Source organism: uncultured Plantibacter sp., from assembly GCF_963518075.1.
GTDB classification, from domain to species: Bacteria; Actinomycetota; Actinomycetes; order Actinomycetales; family Microbacteriaceae; genus Plantibacter; species Plantibacter flavus_A.
The window spans coordinates 180,987-196,110 of sequence record NZ_CAUQHZ010000006.1; the positions used below are offsets into that span (position 1 = coordinate 180,987).

General features: G+C 69.2%; 16 protein-coding genes and 1 tRNA gene. 8 read left to right on the forward strand and 9 right to left on the reverse strand.

Annotated features, from left to right (window positions below; genetic code table 11):
• Nucleotides 1–45: 45 nt before the first annotated feature.
• From RWN05_RS09680 to RWN05_RS09690, 3 genes are read right to left on the reverse strand one after another with little or no spacing between them, the layout of a single operon-like run.
• Complete coding sequence (locus tag RWN05_RS09680) at nucleotides 46–894, reverse strand: SURF1 family protein (RefSeq protein WP_071260209.1); 849 nt, start codon at nucleotides 892–894, stop codon at nucleotides 46–48.
• Nucleotides 891–1,115 (reverse strand): hypothetical protein, encoded by a 225-nt coding sequence (locus tag RWN05_RS09685; RefSeq protein WP_064296942.1) that lies wholly within the window; start codon nucleotides 1,113–1,115, stop codon nucleotides 891–893. Before RWN05_RS09685 ends, RWN05_RS09680 begins: the two co-directional genes overlap by 4 nt.
• Nucleotides 1,112–1,420: a DUF3099 domain-containing protein gene (locus RWN05_RS09690; RefSeq protein WP_064296943.1), complete on the reverse strand. Its 309-nt coding sequence runs from the start codon at nucleotides 1,418–1,420 to the stop codon at nucleotides 1,112–1,114. The genes RWN05_RS09685 and RWN05_RS09690 overlap by 4 nt, the downstream gene beginning before the upstream one ends.
• 161 nt (nucleotides 1,421–1,581) lie before the next feature.
• Between RWN05_RS09690 and fabG the strand changes: the two genes are divergently transcribed.
• Nucleotides 1,582–2,292, forward strand: coding sequence for a 3-oxoacyl-ACP reductase FabG (gene fabG / locus RWN05_RS09695; protein WP_064296944.1), 711 nt, complete (start codon nucleotides 1,582–1,584; stop codon nucleotides 2,290–2,292).
• Between the two features lie 59 nt (nucleotides 2,293–2,351).
• Here the strand turns inward: fabG and serB are convergent, their stop codons facing one another.
• A complete protein-coding gene (gene serB, locus RWN05_RS09700) occupies nucleotides 2,352–3,026 on the reverse strand; it encodes a phosphoserine phosphatase SerB (RefSeq protein ID WP_314139384.1) in 675 nt (224 codons plus the stop codon).
• 17 nt (nucleotides 3,027–3,043) lie between these two features.
• A complete protein-coding gene (locus RWN05_RS09705) occupies nucleotides 3,044–4,288 on the reverse strand; it encodes a glucose-1-phosphate adenylyltransferase (protein ID WP_064296946.1) in 1,245 nt (414 codons plus the stop codon).
• Between the two features lie 45 nt (nucleotides 4,289–4,333).
• On the opposite strand from RWN05_RS09705, the gene glgA reads away from it, so the two are divergent.
• The 3 genes from glgA (at nucleotide 4,334) to RWN05_RS09720 (ending at nucleotide 6,797) form a co-directional block, all read left to right on the forward strand.
• Nucleotides 4,334–5,515 (forward strand): glycogen synthase, encoded by a 1,182-nt coding sequence (gene glgA, locus RWN05_RS09710; RefSeq protein WP_314139386.1) that lies wholly within the window; start codon nucleotides 4,334–4,336, stop codon nucleotides 5,513–5,515.
• A 63-nt stretch (nucleotides 5,516–5,578) separates the two neighbouring features.
• A complete protein-coding gene (locus tag RWN05_RS09715; protein ID WP_314139387.1) occupies nucleotides 5,579–6,391 on the forward strand; it encodes an ABC transporter ATP-binding protein in 813 nt (270 codons plus the stop codon).
• 157 nt (nucleotides 6,392–6,548) lie between these two features.
• Nucleotides 6,549–6,797 (forward strand): type B 50S ribosomal protein L31, encoded by a 249-nt coding sequence (locus RWN05_RS09720; RefSeq protein WP_056005588.1) that lies wholly within the window; start codon nucleotides 6,549–6,551, stop codon nucleotides 6,795–6,797.
• 73 nt (nucleotides 6,798–6,870) lie between these two features.
• Here the strand turns inward: RWN05_RS09720 and RWN05_RS09725 are convergent, their stop codons facing one another.
• Nucleotides 6,871–7,644, reverse strand: coding sequence for a 3'-5' exonuclease (locus RWN05_RS09725; protein WP_240555451.1), 774 nt, complete (start codon nucleotides 7,642–7,644; stop codon nucleotides 6,871–6,873).
• A 104-nt stretch (nucleotides 7,645–7,748) separates the two neighbouring features.
• Between RWN05_RS09725 and RWN05_RS09730 the strand changes: the two genes are divergently transcribed.
• The gene (locus RWN05_RS09730) at nucleotides 7,749–8,651 is read left to right on the forward strand and encodes an alpha/beta fold hydrolase (protein WP_079002535.1); all 903 of its coding nucleotides are present in this window, start codon (nucleotides 7,749–7,751) and stop codon (nucleotides 8,649–8,651) included.
• Nucleotides 8,652–8,655: 4 nt separating this feature from the next.
• Here the strand turns inward: RWN05_RS09730 and RWN05_RS09735 are convergent, their stop codons facing one another.
• Nucleotides 8,656–9,558 carry a Sir2 family NAD-dependent protein deacetylase gene (locus RWN05_RS09735; protein WP_064296951.1) on the reverse strand — a complete coding sequence of 301 codons (903 nt, stop codon included), beginning with the start codon at nucleotides 9,556–9,558 and terminating at the stop codon, nucleotides 8,656–8,658.
• Nucleotides 9,559–9,696: 138 nt separating this feature from the next.
• Between RWN05_RS09735 and RWN05_RS09740 the strand changes: the two genes are divergently transcribed.
• Together RWN05_RS09740 and RWN05_RS09745 are read left to right on the forward strand one after the other, a co-directional pair.
• Nucleotides 9,697–10,500: an RNA methyltransferase gene (locus tag RWN05_RS09740; protein WP_064296952.1), complete on the forward strand. Its 804-nt coding sequence runs from the start codon at nucleotides 9,697–9,699 to the stop codon at nucleotides 10,498–10,500.
• 85 nt (nucleotides 10,501–10,585) lie between these two features.
• Nucleotides 10,586–11,830: a D-alanyl-D-alanine carboxypeptidase family protein gene (locus tag RWN05_RS09745; protein WP_153303434.1), complete on the forward strand. Its 1,245-nt coding sequence runs from the start codon at nucleotides 10,586–10,588 to the stop codon at nucleotides 11,828–11,830.
• 39 nt (nucleotides 11,831–11,869) lie between these two features.
• On the opposite strand, the gene RWN05_RS09750 is transcribed toward RWN05_RS09745, so the two are convergent.
• Nucleotides 11,870–12,679, reverse strand: coding sequence for an SGNH/GDSL hydrolase family protein (locus tag RWN05_RS09750; protein ID WP_064296953.1), 810 nt, complete (start codon nucleotides 12,677–12,679; stop codon nucleotides 11,870–11,872).
• Between the two features lie 148 nt (nucleotides 12,680–12,827).
• Here RWN05_RS09750 and RWN05_RS09755 point away from each other — a divergent pair, with 148 nt between their 5' ends.
• Entirely contained in the window at nucleotides 12,828–14,645 is a 1,818-nt protein-coding gene (locus tag RWN05_RS09755; protein ID WP_240555453.1) for a DEAD/DEAH box helicase, read from the forward strand.
• 318 nt (nucleotides 14,646–14,963) lie between these two features.
• Here RWN05_RS09755 and RWN05_RS09760 read toward each other — a convergent pair.
• Nucleotides 14,964–15,047: transfer RNA gene (locus tag RWN05_RS09760), tRNA-Leu, on the reverse strand.
• Nucleotides 15,048–15,124 lie beyond the last annotated feature (77 nt).

Sequence of the window (15,124 nt, forward strand, 5' to 3'; positions counted from 1 at the left end):
ACCGGCCGGGTACGCCCCGTCCGTCGACGGCTCGTCGCACTCGCGTCAGCGACTCGCTTCGAGGATCTCATCCTCGATGTCGGCGTCGGACCGTGCCTTCGCGGCGAGCCGTTCGGCGCGTGCAGCCGCACGGCGTTGCTCCTTCGGGTCGTCGGAATTCAGGATGCGGTACTCCTGACGGATGGCATAGGCGAGGAAGATGAAGCCCATCAGCGCGAAGACCACCCATTGCAGCGCGTACGAGAGGTGCATCCCCTCGTTCGGCTCGGGCTTGATCGGACCGAGCGGCGCCGCTTCGGCCGGCGCCGGGCTCTCCGAGAGGAGCATGCCGTACGCACCGGAGTAGAGCGTCTCGCCGCGGAGTTCGGCGATCTGCGGGAGGTTGATCGTGGCCACCTGTCCGTCGGCGGCCCCGCGGCCGGGGAGCGTCGGTTCGCCGGGTCGGATGCGGACGACGACCGAGACCTCTCCGCTCGGAGGCGCCGGGACCGACTCGGGTGCTTCGAGTGAATCGTTCGCGGCGACCCAGCCACGGTCGACGATGAACACGTCTCCGTCGGCGAGTCGGAGCGGCGTGAGGACGTTGAAGCCGGCCTGGTTGTTCCTGGGACGGTTCCGCACCAGCAGCTGCTCGTCAGGCAGGTAGGTGCCACTCATCGACACCGGGTGCCATTCGTCGGCCACGCTGAACGAGTCGAGCGACGGCAGCGCTTCGTCGAGCGGGATCGGGGTCGCGTCCCAGTTGGTCTCGATGCGCTGGACCTCCTCCTCCTTCTCGCTCGCCCGAGCGAGCTGCCAGTTGGAGAGCAGGACGCACACGATCGCGAACACGATCGCGACGCCGAGGTAGCCGAGCCAACGGCGGCTGAAGGCGAACCGCCAACCCGCGCTCATGAGCCGACCGCCGATGTCAACGGACGCCGCTCGAGGGGGAAGGAGCGGGCTTCGAGGAAGGCCTCCAGGAAGTCGACGTGTTCGTCGCAGGCGGTCCAGACCTTCACGCGGTCCTCCGCGTGGATCTTCGGATTGCGCCACTCGATCCGCCAGCTCGCCGCCGCGCGGCAGCCGGCCCGGGAGCAGATCACGCCGTCGGGCTCGGCACCGAACCCGATCATGCCTGGTCGGTGGGACGAGGCGGAACCGAGTCGTCGACGATGATCGGCCGCTGGGACACGACGACACCGGTGGGGCGCTCGATGGCCCCCTGCGACGGCAGCGATCCGGCGTTCGCGATGATGACGGCGACGTACGGCAGGAAGATGGCACCGGCCGCGACCGCGAACATCCAACCGCCCTGGACGAACGGGAGCGCAGCGAGGCAAAGCAACCGGACACCCATGGTGATCGAGTACTTGATGAACCGCTGCCGGCGCTCCTGTTCGGGAGCCGGTGGGAGGGAGGTGATGCTCTGCTGCTTCATGCCACGACCAGCCTACGCGCTCGGCGGGTGGGCGAAGCCCCCAAATCACCGGGAGAACCGGAGGACCCCCATATGCTGGTACGGGTCCGCGGCCGGAACGCCGCGCGCCCCGACGGCCGCCGCACGAGTCGGCCGGTATCGCCGCAGGAGAGGAATCGACCATGACCGCACCACGCACCGTACTCGTCACCGGAGGCAACCGGGGGATCGGCTTCGCCATCGCCGAGGAGTTCGTCGCGCAGGGTCACCGCGTCGCCGTCACCGCTCGATCCGGCGAGGGCCCAGCGGGCACGTTGACGGTCCGCGCGGACGTCACCGATGCAGCCTCCGTCGACGCGGCGTTCAGCGAGATCGAGTCGGAGCTCGGGCCGGTCGAGGTGCTCGTCGCGAATGCGGGCATCACGAAGGACACCCTGCTCATGCGGATGAGCGAGGACGACTTCGACCAGGTGGTCGACACGAACCTCGGCGGCTCCTTCCGCGTCGTCAAGCGCGCGTCCAAGGGCATGCTCAAGGCACGCTTCGGACGCATCGTGCTCATCTCCAGCGTCGTGGGCCTCTACGGGTCGGCCGGTCAGGTCAACTACGCGGCCTCGAAGAGCGGCCTCATCGGCATGGCGCGGTCCATCACCCGCGAGCTCGGTGCACGTGGGATCACGGCGAACGTGATCGCCCCGGGGTTCATCGAGACCGACATGACCGCCGAACTGCCCGCCGAGACCCAGGCCGAGTACAAGAAGAGCATCCCGGCAGCGCGTTTCGCGAGTGCGAACGAGGTCGCGAAGGTCGTCACGTGGATCGCCGGTGACGACGCGGGGTACATCTCCGGCGCCGTGATCCCGGTCGACGGCGGCCTCGGCATGGGTCACTGACCCGGGCAGCACCGCACCGAGCAGAACCCGAACTCGGGCGCTGACCCCCGACGCGCGGATCAGAGCCCGAGGAGCGGGAGGACGCCGGCGAGGTCGACCCGCCCGGCGACGACGTCGGCATGGCGGCGGACGATCGGCTTCGCGTTGAACGCGACCGAGAGCCCGGCGACGGCCATCATCTCGAGGTCGTTGGCTCCGTCGCCGATCGCGATCGTCCGTGCCAACGGCACGCCGTCCTCGTCGGCCCACTCCTGCAGTGCGGCCGCCTTCGCCGCCGCGTCGATGATGGGACCGCTGAGGCCTCCCGTCAACCGACCGTCGGCCGTCTCGAGGCAGTTCGCCCGCACATGGTCGAGGCCGAGTGCCTCGGCGAGCGGGTCGAGCAGTTCATGGAACCCGCCGGACACGACACCGATCCGTGACCCGTGCGCATGCAGCCGGCCGATCAGCGTCTCCAGGCCGGTCGTCGTCCGGATCCGTTCGGCGATCACCGGGATCCGGTCGACGGGCAGGCCCGCGAGCGTCGCGACCCGGGCCCGGAGGCTGTCGGCGAAGTCGAGGTCACCGCGCATGGCACGCTCGGTGATGGCGGCGACCTCGGGGAGGCTGCCGACCTCCTCGGCGAGGAGCTCGATCACCTCGTTCTCGATGAGCGTCGAGTCGGCGTCGAGGACCGCGAGGAACCGGACGCCTCGTCCGGCCTGTGGGGGGAGTGCTGCTTCTGGATCCGCCACTGCCGAACGCTCGGTACTCATGGAACGACGCGTACTCCCTTGCCAACCACGGTGAGACCGGATTCGGTGACGGTGAAGCCGCGAGCGCGGTCACGGTCGTGGTCGACACCGACGCTCGCGCCGGAGGTGACCACCACATCCTTGTCCAGGATAGCCCGCTTGACGACGGCGTCCGGTTCGATGTGGACCTTGTCGAACACGACCGAGTCGGAGACGTGGGCGCCGGATTCCACGAGCGCCCATGGCCCGAGGACACTGCGCTCGATGTGGGCACCGGACAGCAGCGAACCGAGGGAGACGATCGAGTCGATGGTCTGGCCGAGATTGCCCTTCGCGTCCCGCACGAACTTCGCCGGCGGCGAGTTCAGCTGAGAACTGAAGATCGGCCAGTCCCGGTTGTACAGGTTGAAGATCGGGAGGGTCGAGATGAGGTCCTGGTGGGCTTCGTAGAACGACTCGATCGTCCCCACGTCGCGCCAGTAGTAGCGATCGCGATCCGTCGATCCGGGTACATCGTTCCGCTGGAGGTCGTAGACGCCCGCCTCGCCGCGATCGACGAAGTACGGGACGATGTCGCCACCCATGTCGTGGTTCGAGCTCGTCACCTCGCCGTCGTCGATGACCGCCTGCATGAGGGCGTCGGCGTCGAAGACGTAGTTGCCCATCGAGGCGAGCACTTCACCGGGGGAGTCGGGCAGGCCAGGCGCGTCGAGCGGCTTCTCGAGGAAGCGGGCGATGGTCGTCGGGTCGTCCGCGTCGACGTCGATGACGCCGAACTGGTCGGCGAGGGAGATGGGCTGACGGATCGCGGCGACCGTCGCCTTCTTGCCCGAGGCGATGTGCGCCTCGATCATCTGCGCGAAGTCCATGCGGTAGACGTGGTCGGCGCCGACGACCACGACGATGTCGGGCTTCTCGTCGCGGATCAGGTTGAGGCTCTGCAGGATCGCGTCGGCGGATCCGCTGAACCAGCGCTTCCCGAGACGCTGCTGCGCCGGCACGGACGCGACATAGGAGTCGAGCAGGCCGGACAACCGCCAGGTCTGCGAGACGTGGCGGTCGAGGCTGTGGGACTTGTACTGGGTGAGGACGACGATCTGGGTGAGTCCGGAGTTGATGAGGTTCGACAGCGCGAAATCGATCAGACGGTACTGCCCGCCGAACGGTACGGCCGGTTTCGCGCGGTCTGCGGTCAGCGGCATCAACCGCTTCCCTTCCCCACCAGCGAGGACGATTCCGAAGATCTTCTTTGAGGCGGCCATGGCTTCACAATAGATGCCGGACGAGACCTGTACTAGCGTCTAGACATGCGAGTTGATCTTGTGACAAAGGAGTACCCGCCGGAGATCTACGGCGGCGCAGGCGTCCACGTGTCGGAGCTGGTGAAATCCCTCCGTAGCGACATCGACGTGACCGTGCGCTGCTTCGGCGCTCCACGCGACGAGGCCGACACCGTCGCCTACGGTGTCCCGGCCGAGCTCCAGGGGGCGAACGGCGCCCTCACGACACTCGGGACGGACCTCCTGATCGCCCAGGACGTCGCCGGAGCCGACCTCGTGCACTCGCACACCTGGTACGCGAACGGTGCCGGTCACCTCGCGTCGCTGCTGCACGGCATCCCGCACGTCGTGACCGCGCACAGTCTGGAGCCGCTCCGGCCGTGGAAGGCCGAGCAGCTCGGCGGCGGGTACCGCGTGTCCAGTTGGATCGAGCAGTCCGCCTACGAAGGCGCCGCGGCCGTCGTGGCGGTCAGCGACGGCATGCGCCGCGACATCCTGCGGTCGTATCCGCGCCTCGACCCGGCCAAGGTGCAGGTCATCTACAACGGCATCGACCTGACCGACTGGCAGCCACGCGTGGACGACGAGCTGCTGCGGTCGCTCGGCATCGTCCCGTCCCGTCCCTCCGTCGTCTTCGTCGGTCGGATCACCCGTCAGAAGGGGCTGCCGTACCTGCTCCGCGCGGCCCGCCTGCTGCCGCCCGACGTGCAGCTCATCCTGTGCGCCGGCGCTCCCGACACCCCCGAGATCCTCACCGAGGTCAAGGGGCTCGTCGAGGAGCTGCAGCGCGAGCGCACCGGGGTCGTGTGGATCGAACGGCTGCTCCCGCGTCACGAGCTGTGCACCGTCCTCACCGCCGCCACGACCTTCGTGTGCCCGTCGATCTACGAGCCGCTCGGCATCGTCAACCTCGAGGCGATGGCCTGCGGTGCCGCCGTGGTCGGGACGGGGACCGGCGGCATCCCTGAGGTCGTGCAGGACGGTGTGACCGGGAGGATCGTCCCCCTCGCGCAGGCGTCCGACGGCACCGGCACCCCGCTCGACCCGGAGCGTTTCGTCGCCGACCTCGCCGCCACCCTCACCGAGGTCGTCCAGGATCCCGCCCAGGCGAGGGCCTACGGGGCCGCTGGTCGCCGACGCGCGGAGTCCGACTTCAGCTGGTCGCGCATCGCCACCCAGACGGCGGAGCTGTACCGCAGCCTGGTCTGAACCACCTGCGGACGCCTCGGAGGACGGCGACGCGCGACGAGTCTTGGCGGATAGGCTAGGACCATGCCGAGCGTGTTGCAGTTCTCCGATGTGTCCGTCGTCCGCAATCTCAACCCCATCCTCGATGGCGTCGACTGGACGGTGACGGGCGACCAGCGATGGATCGTCCTCGGCCCGAACGGCGCAGGCAAGACGACGCTCCTGCAGCTCGCGGCGACGCTCATCCACCCCTCGAAGGGCACGGTCTCCGTGCTCGACGAGACGCTCGGCCGGGTCGACGTCTTCGAGCTGCGACCGCGCATCGGCTTCGCGTCCTCCGCCCTCGCGAAGCGGGTGCCGCCGGAGGAGACCGTCCTGGACGTCGTGCTCACGGCGGCCTACTCGGTCACCGGCCGCTGGGTCGAGCAGTACGAGGACATCGATGTGAAGCGGGCCTCGCGGGTCCTCGCCGAATGGAAGCTCGACCACCTCGCCGACCGCCGTTTCGGCACGCTCAGCGACGGCGAGCAGAAGCGCGTGCAGATCGCGCGGGCCATCATGACCGACCCCGAACTCCTCCTGCTCGACGAGCCGGCCGCGAGCCTCGACCTCGGCACGCGCGAGGAGCTCGTCGAGCTGCTCGGCGGCTACGCGAGCGCCGACGACTCACCGGCGATCATCATGGTGACCCACCACGTCGAGGAGATCCCCGTCGGCTTCACGCACGTCCTGCTCGTTCGCGACGGCGGCGTCGTCGCCGCCGGACCGATCGCCGAGACCCTCACGGCCGAGCACCTCAGTGAGACCTTCGACCTCCCGATCGACCTGGCCGAGGAGGACGGACGCTTCCACGCCCGCTCCGCCCGCGCCGGACGCTCGGCTGTCGCCCCCTCCTGACGGCCGTACCTCGGCGGGTCGACCTCGGCAGGCGAGCAGATGCGCGCCGAGTCTGGTAAAGTCGACCTTTGGCTCGCGGAGCCAAGAGCTTTCTGCCTCGTGCCTGGAGTTCCGAGCGCGGGTACTACCCACACCATCCACTCAACAAGGACTGCTGATGAAATCTGACATCCACCCCACGTACGAAGCCGTCGTCTTCCGCGACCTCGCCTCCGGCGCGACGTTCCTCACGCGCTCGACGGTCTCGTCGGGCAAGACGATCGACCTCGACGGCGTCACCTACCCGGTGATCGACGTGGAGATCTCGTCCGAGTCGCACCCGTTCTACACGGGCAAGCAGCGCATCATGGACTCCGCCGGTCGCGTCGAGAAGTTCAACCAGCGCTTCAAGGGCTTCGGCAAGTAGTCCTTCCGCTGTCATACACGAACGCCCCGATCCTCGGATCGGGGCGTTCGTCGTCGTGGGGAGTCCGTGCGACTCAGATACCGATGGGCAGCTGGTCCGCTGGGACGATGACCGGCGTCTCGGGTCGAGCGGCAGGGCGTCCGGTGCGAATGGGCCAAGCGCCTTCGGCGACGAATTCGGGGTCGCGCACGCGGCGCATGTAGGACTGGAAGCTCTCCGCCTGCTCGAGCGACCAGGTCCGCTGAGCCTCGTGCAGCTCGTCCACGCTCGTCGGCAATGCGTCGGCGTAGCGTCGGCCGATGGCCTGAGCGACGCGTCCGGCGGCGACGGCGTCCACGCCCGCGTCGTGCGCACCTTCCAGTGGAACGCCGTGCAGGGCGGCGACGACCTCGAGCGTCCGCTTGCCGCGGCGGAACGTGTCGAGCCGTCGGTCGAGGATCAGCGGGTCGACGACGGGGGACGGGGCGGTGATCGAGGTCACCCCGTGTCGCTCCGCCTCGAAGTGCAGGAGAGAGAAGTCGTAGGGCGCGTTGTAGGCGACCACCGGGGTCCGTGCGGCGAACAGTTCGGTGAGGACGGACACGATCTCTCCGACGACGGCCGGTGCCGGACGCCCCTCCGCCCGGGCACGCTCCGTCGTGACGCCGTGGATCTCGGCGGCGCGAGCAGGGATCTCGACCCCGGGGTCGGCCATCCACGACCACGAGCGTTCGACCGAACCGTCCGCGGTGATGACACCGACGAAGGCGGTCACGATGCGACTCGTCTCCACCTCGATGCCGGTCGTCTCGAGATCGAAGACCGCCAGGCGGTCCGTCCAGTGGGGGTTCGCGTCGACCGTGTTCACGCCTTCACCCTATGACGCACCTCCGACAGGGGCCTGTGCCACGCCGGGACGGCACGCTCCGCGTCGTCGGGTGAACGCGGAGCCGGACTGCCTAGACTGAGTGGATGCCCGTCGAATCACCGTACGCCGACCAGCTCGACCGCATCCCCGTCCGGGAGCGCTCGCTCATCGTGGACGGAGCCGAGACCCGGTTCTGGGACTACGGCGACCGAGAGGCGTCGACGACGATCGTCATGGTGCACGGGTTCCGCGGCGACCACCACGGCCTCGAACCGGTCGTCGCGCAGCTCTCCGGATTCCGGATCATCGCTCCGGACCTCCCCGGCTTCGGCAGCTCCGCACCCTTCCCCGACGCCACCCACTCCGTCGAGGGGTACGCAGCCTGGCTGGGACGGTTCATCGAGGAGCTACACCTGACCGGCCGGGTCGTCCTGCTCGGGCACTCGTTCGGCTCGATCGTGTCGAGCGCCGCCGTCGCCGGGGGACTCCGACCGGACGACCTCGTCCTCGTGAACCCGATCGCCGCCCCGGCGCTCCAGGGCCCTCGAGGTGTCCTGACGAGGCTCGCGGTCTTCTACTACTGGTCGTCCGCGAAGCTCCCGAAACGCCTGGGCTTCGCCTTCCTCCGCAACAAGGGTGTCGTCCGCATCATGAGCGTCGCGATGGCGAAGACGAAGGACCCGACGCTCCGTCGGTGGATCCACGCCCAGCACGACCAGTACTTCAGCGCCTTCGCCGACCGGGAGGTCGTCCTCGAGTCGTTCACCGCCTCGGTCAGCCACGACGTCAGCGAGTACGCCGACCGCATCCCCAGCCGCACGCTGCTCATCGCCGCCGAGCGCGACGACATCACGCCCGTGGCCGCGCAGTACGCGCTCGCGAAGCGGTTCGCCGACGCGCAGCTGCACGTCATCCCGGGCGTCGGACACCTCATCCACTACGAGGAGCCGCACGACGCGGCGCAACGCCTCACCGCGTTCCTCGCGGACGACCACACCGACGCCTGAGGCGTCAGGCGTCGGTCGCCTCCTGCGAGACGACGCTCGTGAACGCGGACGGGACCAGGCGAGCGGCGATCCCGGTGAGCGTCTCACTGGCACCCGCGTCGAGCTTCACATCCGCACGGCCGTCCGCCTTCGTGACGCCACGGTTGATGACGACGATCGGCAACCGCTTCCGGCGGGCGAGTTCGAGGAGCCGGATCCCCGAGTTGACCACGAGCGACGACCCGGCGATCACGAGTGCGTCGGCGCCGCGCACGAGTGCCGCCGCCTCGGCGTACTTCTCCGTGGGGATGAACTCGCCGAAGAAGACCACGTCCGGCTTCAGCATGCCACCGCAGACCGTGCACACGGGGACGACGATCTCGTCCACGCGCCCGACCTCGGCATCGCCGTCCGGGTTGATCGTCACGTCCGTCTCGGTGTCGAGCCAGGGGTTCAGCGACGTCATGCGCTCCGCGATGCTCGACCTGGCGTAGCTCTGCCCGCAGGAGAGACAGCTGACGCGGTCCATCGACCCGTGCAGGTCGACGACGCGGCGCGAGCCGGCTCTGACGTGGAGGCCGTCGACGTTCTGCGTGATGACGCCGTCGGCGATGCCGGCCTCCTCGAGGAGCGCGATCGCCCGGTGGCCGGCGTTCGGTCGAGCGCCGTCGAACCGCTTCCACCCGAGGTGGCTGCCGGCCCAGTAGCGTTTGCGCGCGGCGTCGTCGTTGGACAGGAACTGGTCGACCGTCATGGGGGTCCGCACCGGAGCGCCCTGGCCCCGATAGTCGGGGATGCCGGAGTCCGTGCTGACGCCGGCCCCGGTGAGGAAGGCGACGCGTCGGTCCGCGAGCAGCTCGATCGCCCGTTCGAGCCCGGCCTCGGCCGTCTCGTCAGCGGGATCCCCTGCTGCGATCAGCGTGCTCATGCCTGCTCCGTCCATCCGTCCGCGATGATCGGAGTACTCCGGGCCATCGCTTCCCCTGAGTCTAAACGGCCTCGTTTTCGATCGTGTTCCCACTCTGGCAAGGTGGAGGTCGAACATCGCGTCGAGAGGACGTCTCCCATGCAGGTCATCCGGATCACCGATCTCGACGACGGACGACTCGACGACTACGCGCGGCTGACGGACGTCGCCCTCCGCCGGGTGTCCGAACCCGCGGGTGGCCTGTACATCGCCGAGTCCACGAAGGTCATGGAACGTGCGCTGCGCGCCGGGCACCGACCGCGATCGGTCCTGCTGCAGGAGAAGTGGCTCGACGACGTCTCGCCACTCCTCGAGGATCACGACGTCCCGGTCTTCGTCGGCGAGCCCGCACTCCTGGAGCAGCTGACGGGCTTCCACCTGCACCGGGGAGCGCTCGCGGCGATGCACCGCCCACCGCTCGCCGACCCCGCCGAACTCCTCGCCGACGCCCGCCGGGTGGTCATCCTCGAAGACATCGTCGACCACACCAACGTCGGCGCCATCTTCCGCTCCGTCGCCGGCCTCGGTGCCGACGCGGTCCTGATCACCCCGCGCTGCGCCGACCCGCTGTACCGTCGAAGCGTCCGCGTCAGCATGGGCACGGTCCTGCAGGTGCCGTGGACCCGCCTGCCGGAATGGGATGTCGCATCCGACGTCCTGCGGGATGCCGGCTTCGAGACGGCCGCCCTCGCTCTGGCCGACGACGCCGTGGACCTCGACACCTATGCTCGGACCGCCCCGGAACGGCTCGCCATCGTGCTCGGCGCTGAAGGTGACGGTCTGAGCGCCTCGGCCCTCGCCGCCGCCGACACGATCGTGACCATCCCGATGCTCCACGGCGTCGACTCGCTGAACGTCGCGTCGGCCAGTGCCGTCGCCCTCTGGGAGCTCCGGGTCCGCTGACCACGGTCCAACGCTGCTCGAAGACCACCGGCACGGCGGCAGGTCGCGACAGGGGACGCGCAGGAGCGCCGGGTAGCATGACCGGGTGCCACTCACGAGACGACAGATCTATCGCCGCCGCCGTCTCGCCGTCTTCGGCGTCCTCGCCCTCCTGATCGGGCTGTTCGGGTACAGCGCAGGCGCGCTGCTCCGACCGGTCCCGGCCGCGGCTGCGACGCTCGAAGCCGGCGACGCCCTCACGACCTCGCTCGTCCAGCAGACCACACCGGTCGCCTGGCCCGGATTCGGGCGGGGCGCCCTCGGTGCCGTCGGGTTCGACGGCGTCCTGAGTTCGAGTGGCGAACAGACGCCGTTCCCCATCGCGAGCATCACCAAGACGATCACCTCCCTCGTCGTGCTGGAGGCCAAGCCCCTCGCCGCGGGCGATCAGGGCCCGTCCATCACGCTGACCGACGCCGACGTCGGGTTCTACTACGACACCATCGCGGAGAACGGTTCAGCGGCACCCGTCGTCGCCGGGTCGGTGTTCACCCAGCGGCAGATGCTCGAAGCGCTCCTCCTCCCGTCGGCGAACAACTACAGCATCTCGCTCGCCGTCTGGGCCTTCGGTTCGGTCGACGCGTACCTCGACGCGGCGCGCGCCTGGCTCGACGCACACGGGCTGACCGGCACGACCGTCACGAACACGAGCGGCCTGGGCGAGACGAACGTCAGCACCCCGAGCGACCTGGTGACCATCGGCAAGCTCGTGCTCGCCGACCCGGTGCTCTCGTCGATCGTCAAGGAGCCCACGGCGGTACTGCCCGCCATCGGCGAGGTCGAGAACACGAACGCCCTCCTCGGCCAGTACGGGGTGACCGGCATGAAGACGGGGACCGACGACGCCTCGGGCGCCTGCCTGCTGTTCTCCGCCGACCTCCAGGTGGCGGGGCGGACGGTGACTGTCGTCGGCGTCATCCTCGGTGCCGACGACCACACCGTGCTCAACGAGGCCGTGGTCTCCCTGTTGCAGAGCGTGCCGGCCGGATTCCACCAGGTCCAGCTCGCCACCGCCGGGCAATCGGTCGGCTCCTACTCGACCGCGTGGGACGAGGCGGCGAAGGTCGTCGTGGCGTCCGACGCCTCCGTGCTGGTCTGGCAGGACACCCCGATCACTGTCGAGAGCCGCGCCAGAGCCATCGAGGCGGGTGCCGCCGGTTCGACGGTCGGGAAGCTCAGCTACACCGTGGGTGCCGGCGCGGAGGGCGGTGCGGCGACGATCGACGTCCCGCTGGCTCTCGACGCGGACATCGCCCCGGTCACGCCCTGGTGGCGCCTGACCAACCCGTGACCGCGCCAGACGCCGGAGCCCGGGTGATCGGCCGGACGATCAGACGTCGAGTTCCTGGTCCTGGGCTGCAACCGTCAGGAAGGGTCCGGCGATCGGTCGCTTGGCGGTGATGTGGTCGCCGGACGACTGGTGCCGCACCCGGCGGAGCACCCAGGGCACGAGGTACTCCCGCGCCCAGGCGAGGTCCTCGGTCCGGGCCTGACGCCAACGCCGCACGGGCAGCGGCTCCGGCTGCAGCGGCTTGAGGTCGTTCTCCACGTTCAGCGCGTGGAGGACGAGGCGGGCGACCTCGTGATGGCCGAGCGCGTTCAGATGCAGCCGGTCCGGGGCCCACATCCGCGGATCCTGGATCGCCTGGAGCGACCACTGATCGGCGATGATGCAGTCGTGTCGGGCGGCGATGGCCCGCAGGTTCTCGTTGTAGATCGCGACCTTACCGCGGATGCTCCGGAACACGGGGGAGAAGCCGACGTCCACGCCGGTGAACAGCACGACCGTCGCTCCGTCGCTCCGGAGCCGGATGATCGCCTGCTCGAGTCGTCTGGCGATGTCATCGGGGTCGGTGCCGGGCCGGATCACGTCGTTGCCGCCCGCGGAGATCGTGATGAGGTCCGGGTGCAGCTCCAGGGCCGGCTCCACCTGGTCGTCGAGGATCTGCTGTGCGAGCTTGCCGCGCACCGCGAGGTTGGCGTAGGCGAAGTCCGAATTCTGCGCGGCCAGCACCTCGGCGACCCGATCGGCCCACCCGCGGTGCCCGCCCGGCGCACCCGGCTCGGGATCGCCGATCCCCTCGGTGAACGAGTCGCCGATGGCGACGTACCGCGACCAGGGATGGTGCTGTTCGGTCATGGGTGGTTCCTCCTGCTGTGCATCCGGAACCTCCAGCGTACGCCCGCCCCTCGGCTGGCGGATCAGTCGCGAGTCGGACATCCGGACGGCTGTCGAGGCCGCACACGATGGTCGGCGGTGTCGGTTCGGCCGGGTACAGTGGTCTCCAGTGAACGCGGAAATCTCTTCGACCCAGCACCTGGGCGGGTCCGCAGCCGAACACCTCTCACCGGCCTTCCCGGAACGCGCAGCGTGGGGCACGGCGAGCAAGCTTCGAGCCTGGCAGGCCGAGGCGCTCGAGCAGTACTTCACCACCGAACCCCGTGACTTCCTCGCGGCGGCGACACCGGGCGCAGGCAAGACGACGTTCGCGCTGCGGCTCGCCTCCGAACTCCTCCATCGCGGCACGATCGACCGCATCACGGTCGTCGCCCCGACCGACCACCTGAAGCGTCAGTGGGCCGAGGCCGCGAGCCGGGTCGGCATCCGCCTCGACCCGAACTTCGCGAACCGCGACCAGGTCTTCGGCCGCCACTACCACGGCGTCGCCGTCACCTATGCCCAGGTCGCGGCGAACCCGCCCGTCCATCAGCGCACGACCGATTCGGGTCGCACCCTCGTCATCCTCGACGAGGTCCACCACGGCGGCGACGCCCTGAGCTGGGGCGACGGCATCCACGAGGCGTTCTCGCGGGCGACCCGCCGGCTGTCCCTGACCGGGACCCCGTTCCGGTCGGACACGGCACCGATCCCGTTCGTGGTCTACCAGCCTGATCACCAGGGCATCCGGACCTCCGTCACCGACTACAACTACGGATACGGTCGCGCGCTCCAGGACGGGGTCGTCCGTCCGGTGCTCTTCATGGTCTACGCCGGCCACATGCGCTGGCGGACCAAGGCCGGCGACGAGATGGAGGCCCGCCTCGGCGAGGGCAACACGAAGGACATCACCTCCGCTGCCTGGCGGACCGCACTCGACCCGCAGGGCGACTGGATCCCGGCGGTCCTGAAGTCCGCCGACCTCCGGCTGTCCGAGGTCCGTCAGGCGGTCCCGGACGCCGGCGGACTCGTGATCGCCACCGACCAGACGACCGCGCGCGCCTACGCGGCCATCCTGCACGAGCTGACGGGGGAGCAGCCCACCGTCGTCCTCTCCGACGAGAAGGAGGCCAGCGACCGGATCGCCGACTTCTCGGGGAACACCAAGCGCTGGATGGTCGCGGTCCGCATGGTGTCGGAAGGCGTGGACGTCCCACGACTCGCCGTCGGCGTCTACGCGACGTCGTCCGCCACGCCACTGTTCTTCGCGCAGGCGATCGGGCGATTCGTCCGGGCCAGACGACGCGGCGAGATCGCGAGCATCTTCCTCCCGAACGTGCCGAACCTGATGGCCCTCGCGGAGAAACTCGAGCTCGAACGCGATCACGCACTCGACCGCCCGAGCGACCCGGACGCGGAGGGCGACCTCTTCAATCCGGAGGACGCGATGATGGCGGCCGCGGAGCGCGAGGACAAGGCTTCCGATTCACTCCTCGAGGAGTTCACCTGGCAGGCCGTCTCCTCGGACGCGCACTTCGACCGGGTCGTGTTCGACGGCGACGAGTTCGGCGAGCTCGCCCAGCCCGGCACCGAGGAGGAGTTCGACTTCATCGGGTTCCCCGGGCTCCTCGAACCTGAACAGGTGCACGAGTTGCTCGTGCAACGCCAGAGCCGGCAGGCCAAGCGCGGGGCGTTCGTCGACAAGAACGCATCCTCGCCGAGTCCGCAGGCGGACATCCCCGCTCCGCTCTACCGCACGCTCAAGGAACAGCGCCAGGTGCTCAACACCCTGGTCGGTCTCTACGCGAAGCACACGAAGGAGCCGCACGGACTCGTGCACGCCGAACTGCGACGCGTCTGCGGCGGACCCGCGGTGGCACAGGCGAGCGTGACCCAGCTACAGGCCCGCATCGATCTGCTCCGTCGGCGCCTCGGCCACGGGCACTGAGGACGGCACCGCTCCTCACGCGCGTCCTCCTGCCCTTCGACAGGCTCAGGGACCGGCGTGTTCCGGGCGGGACTCTCCCGGTCACTGAGCTTGTCGAAGTGCCCGCCAGGGACCACCAGCTCGGTCGACCCTTCGACAGGCTCAGGGTCCGGCGGAGGAGGGCCCGGTACCGGCGGAGCAGGGTCCAGGACCGGCGAAGGTGTGCGGGATCTCGCTCGAACCGACGATGATCTCGGGTGTCGGCGTGTCGTGGAGTGCGGCGGGAAAACAAGAACGGCCGGAGCTTTCGCTCCGGCCGTTCGCCGTCTCAACACGGTGTGCGCGAAGGGGGACTTGAACCCCCACGCCCGTAAGGGCACTAGCACCTCAAGCTAGCGCGTCTGCCATTTCCGCCACCCGCGCGTGTTGTGATCGTGTCCGGCTTTCGCTGGGCACGAGAAGAAACTCTAGCACGGATTTCGACAGCCGTTCACCACCTC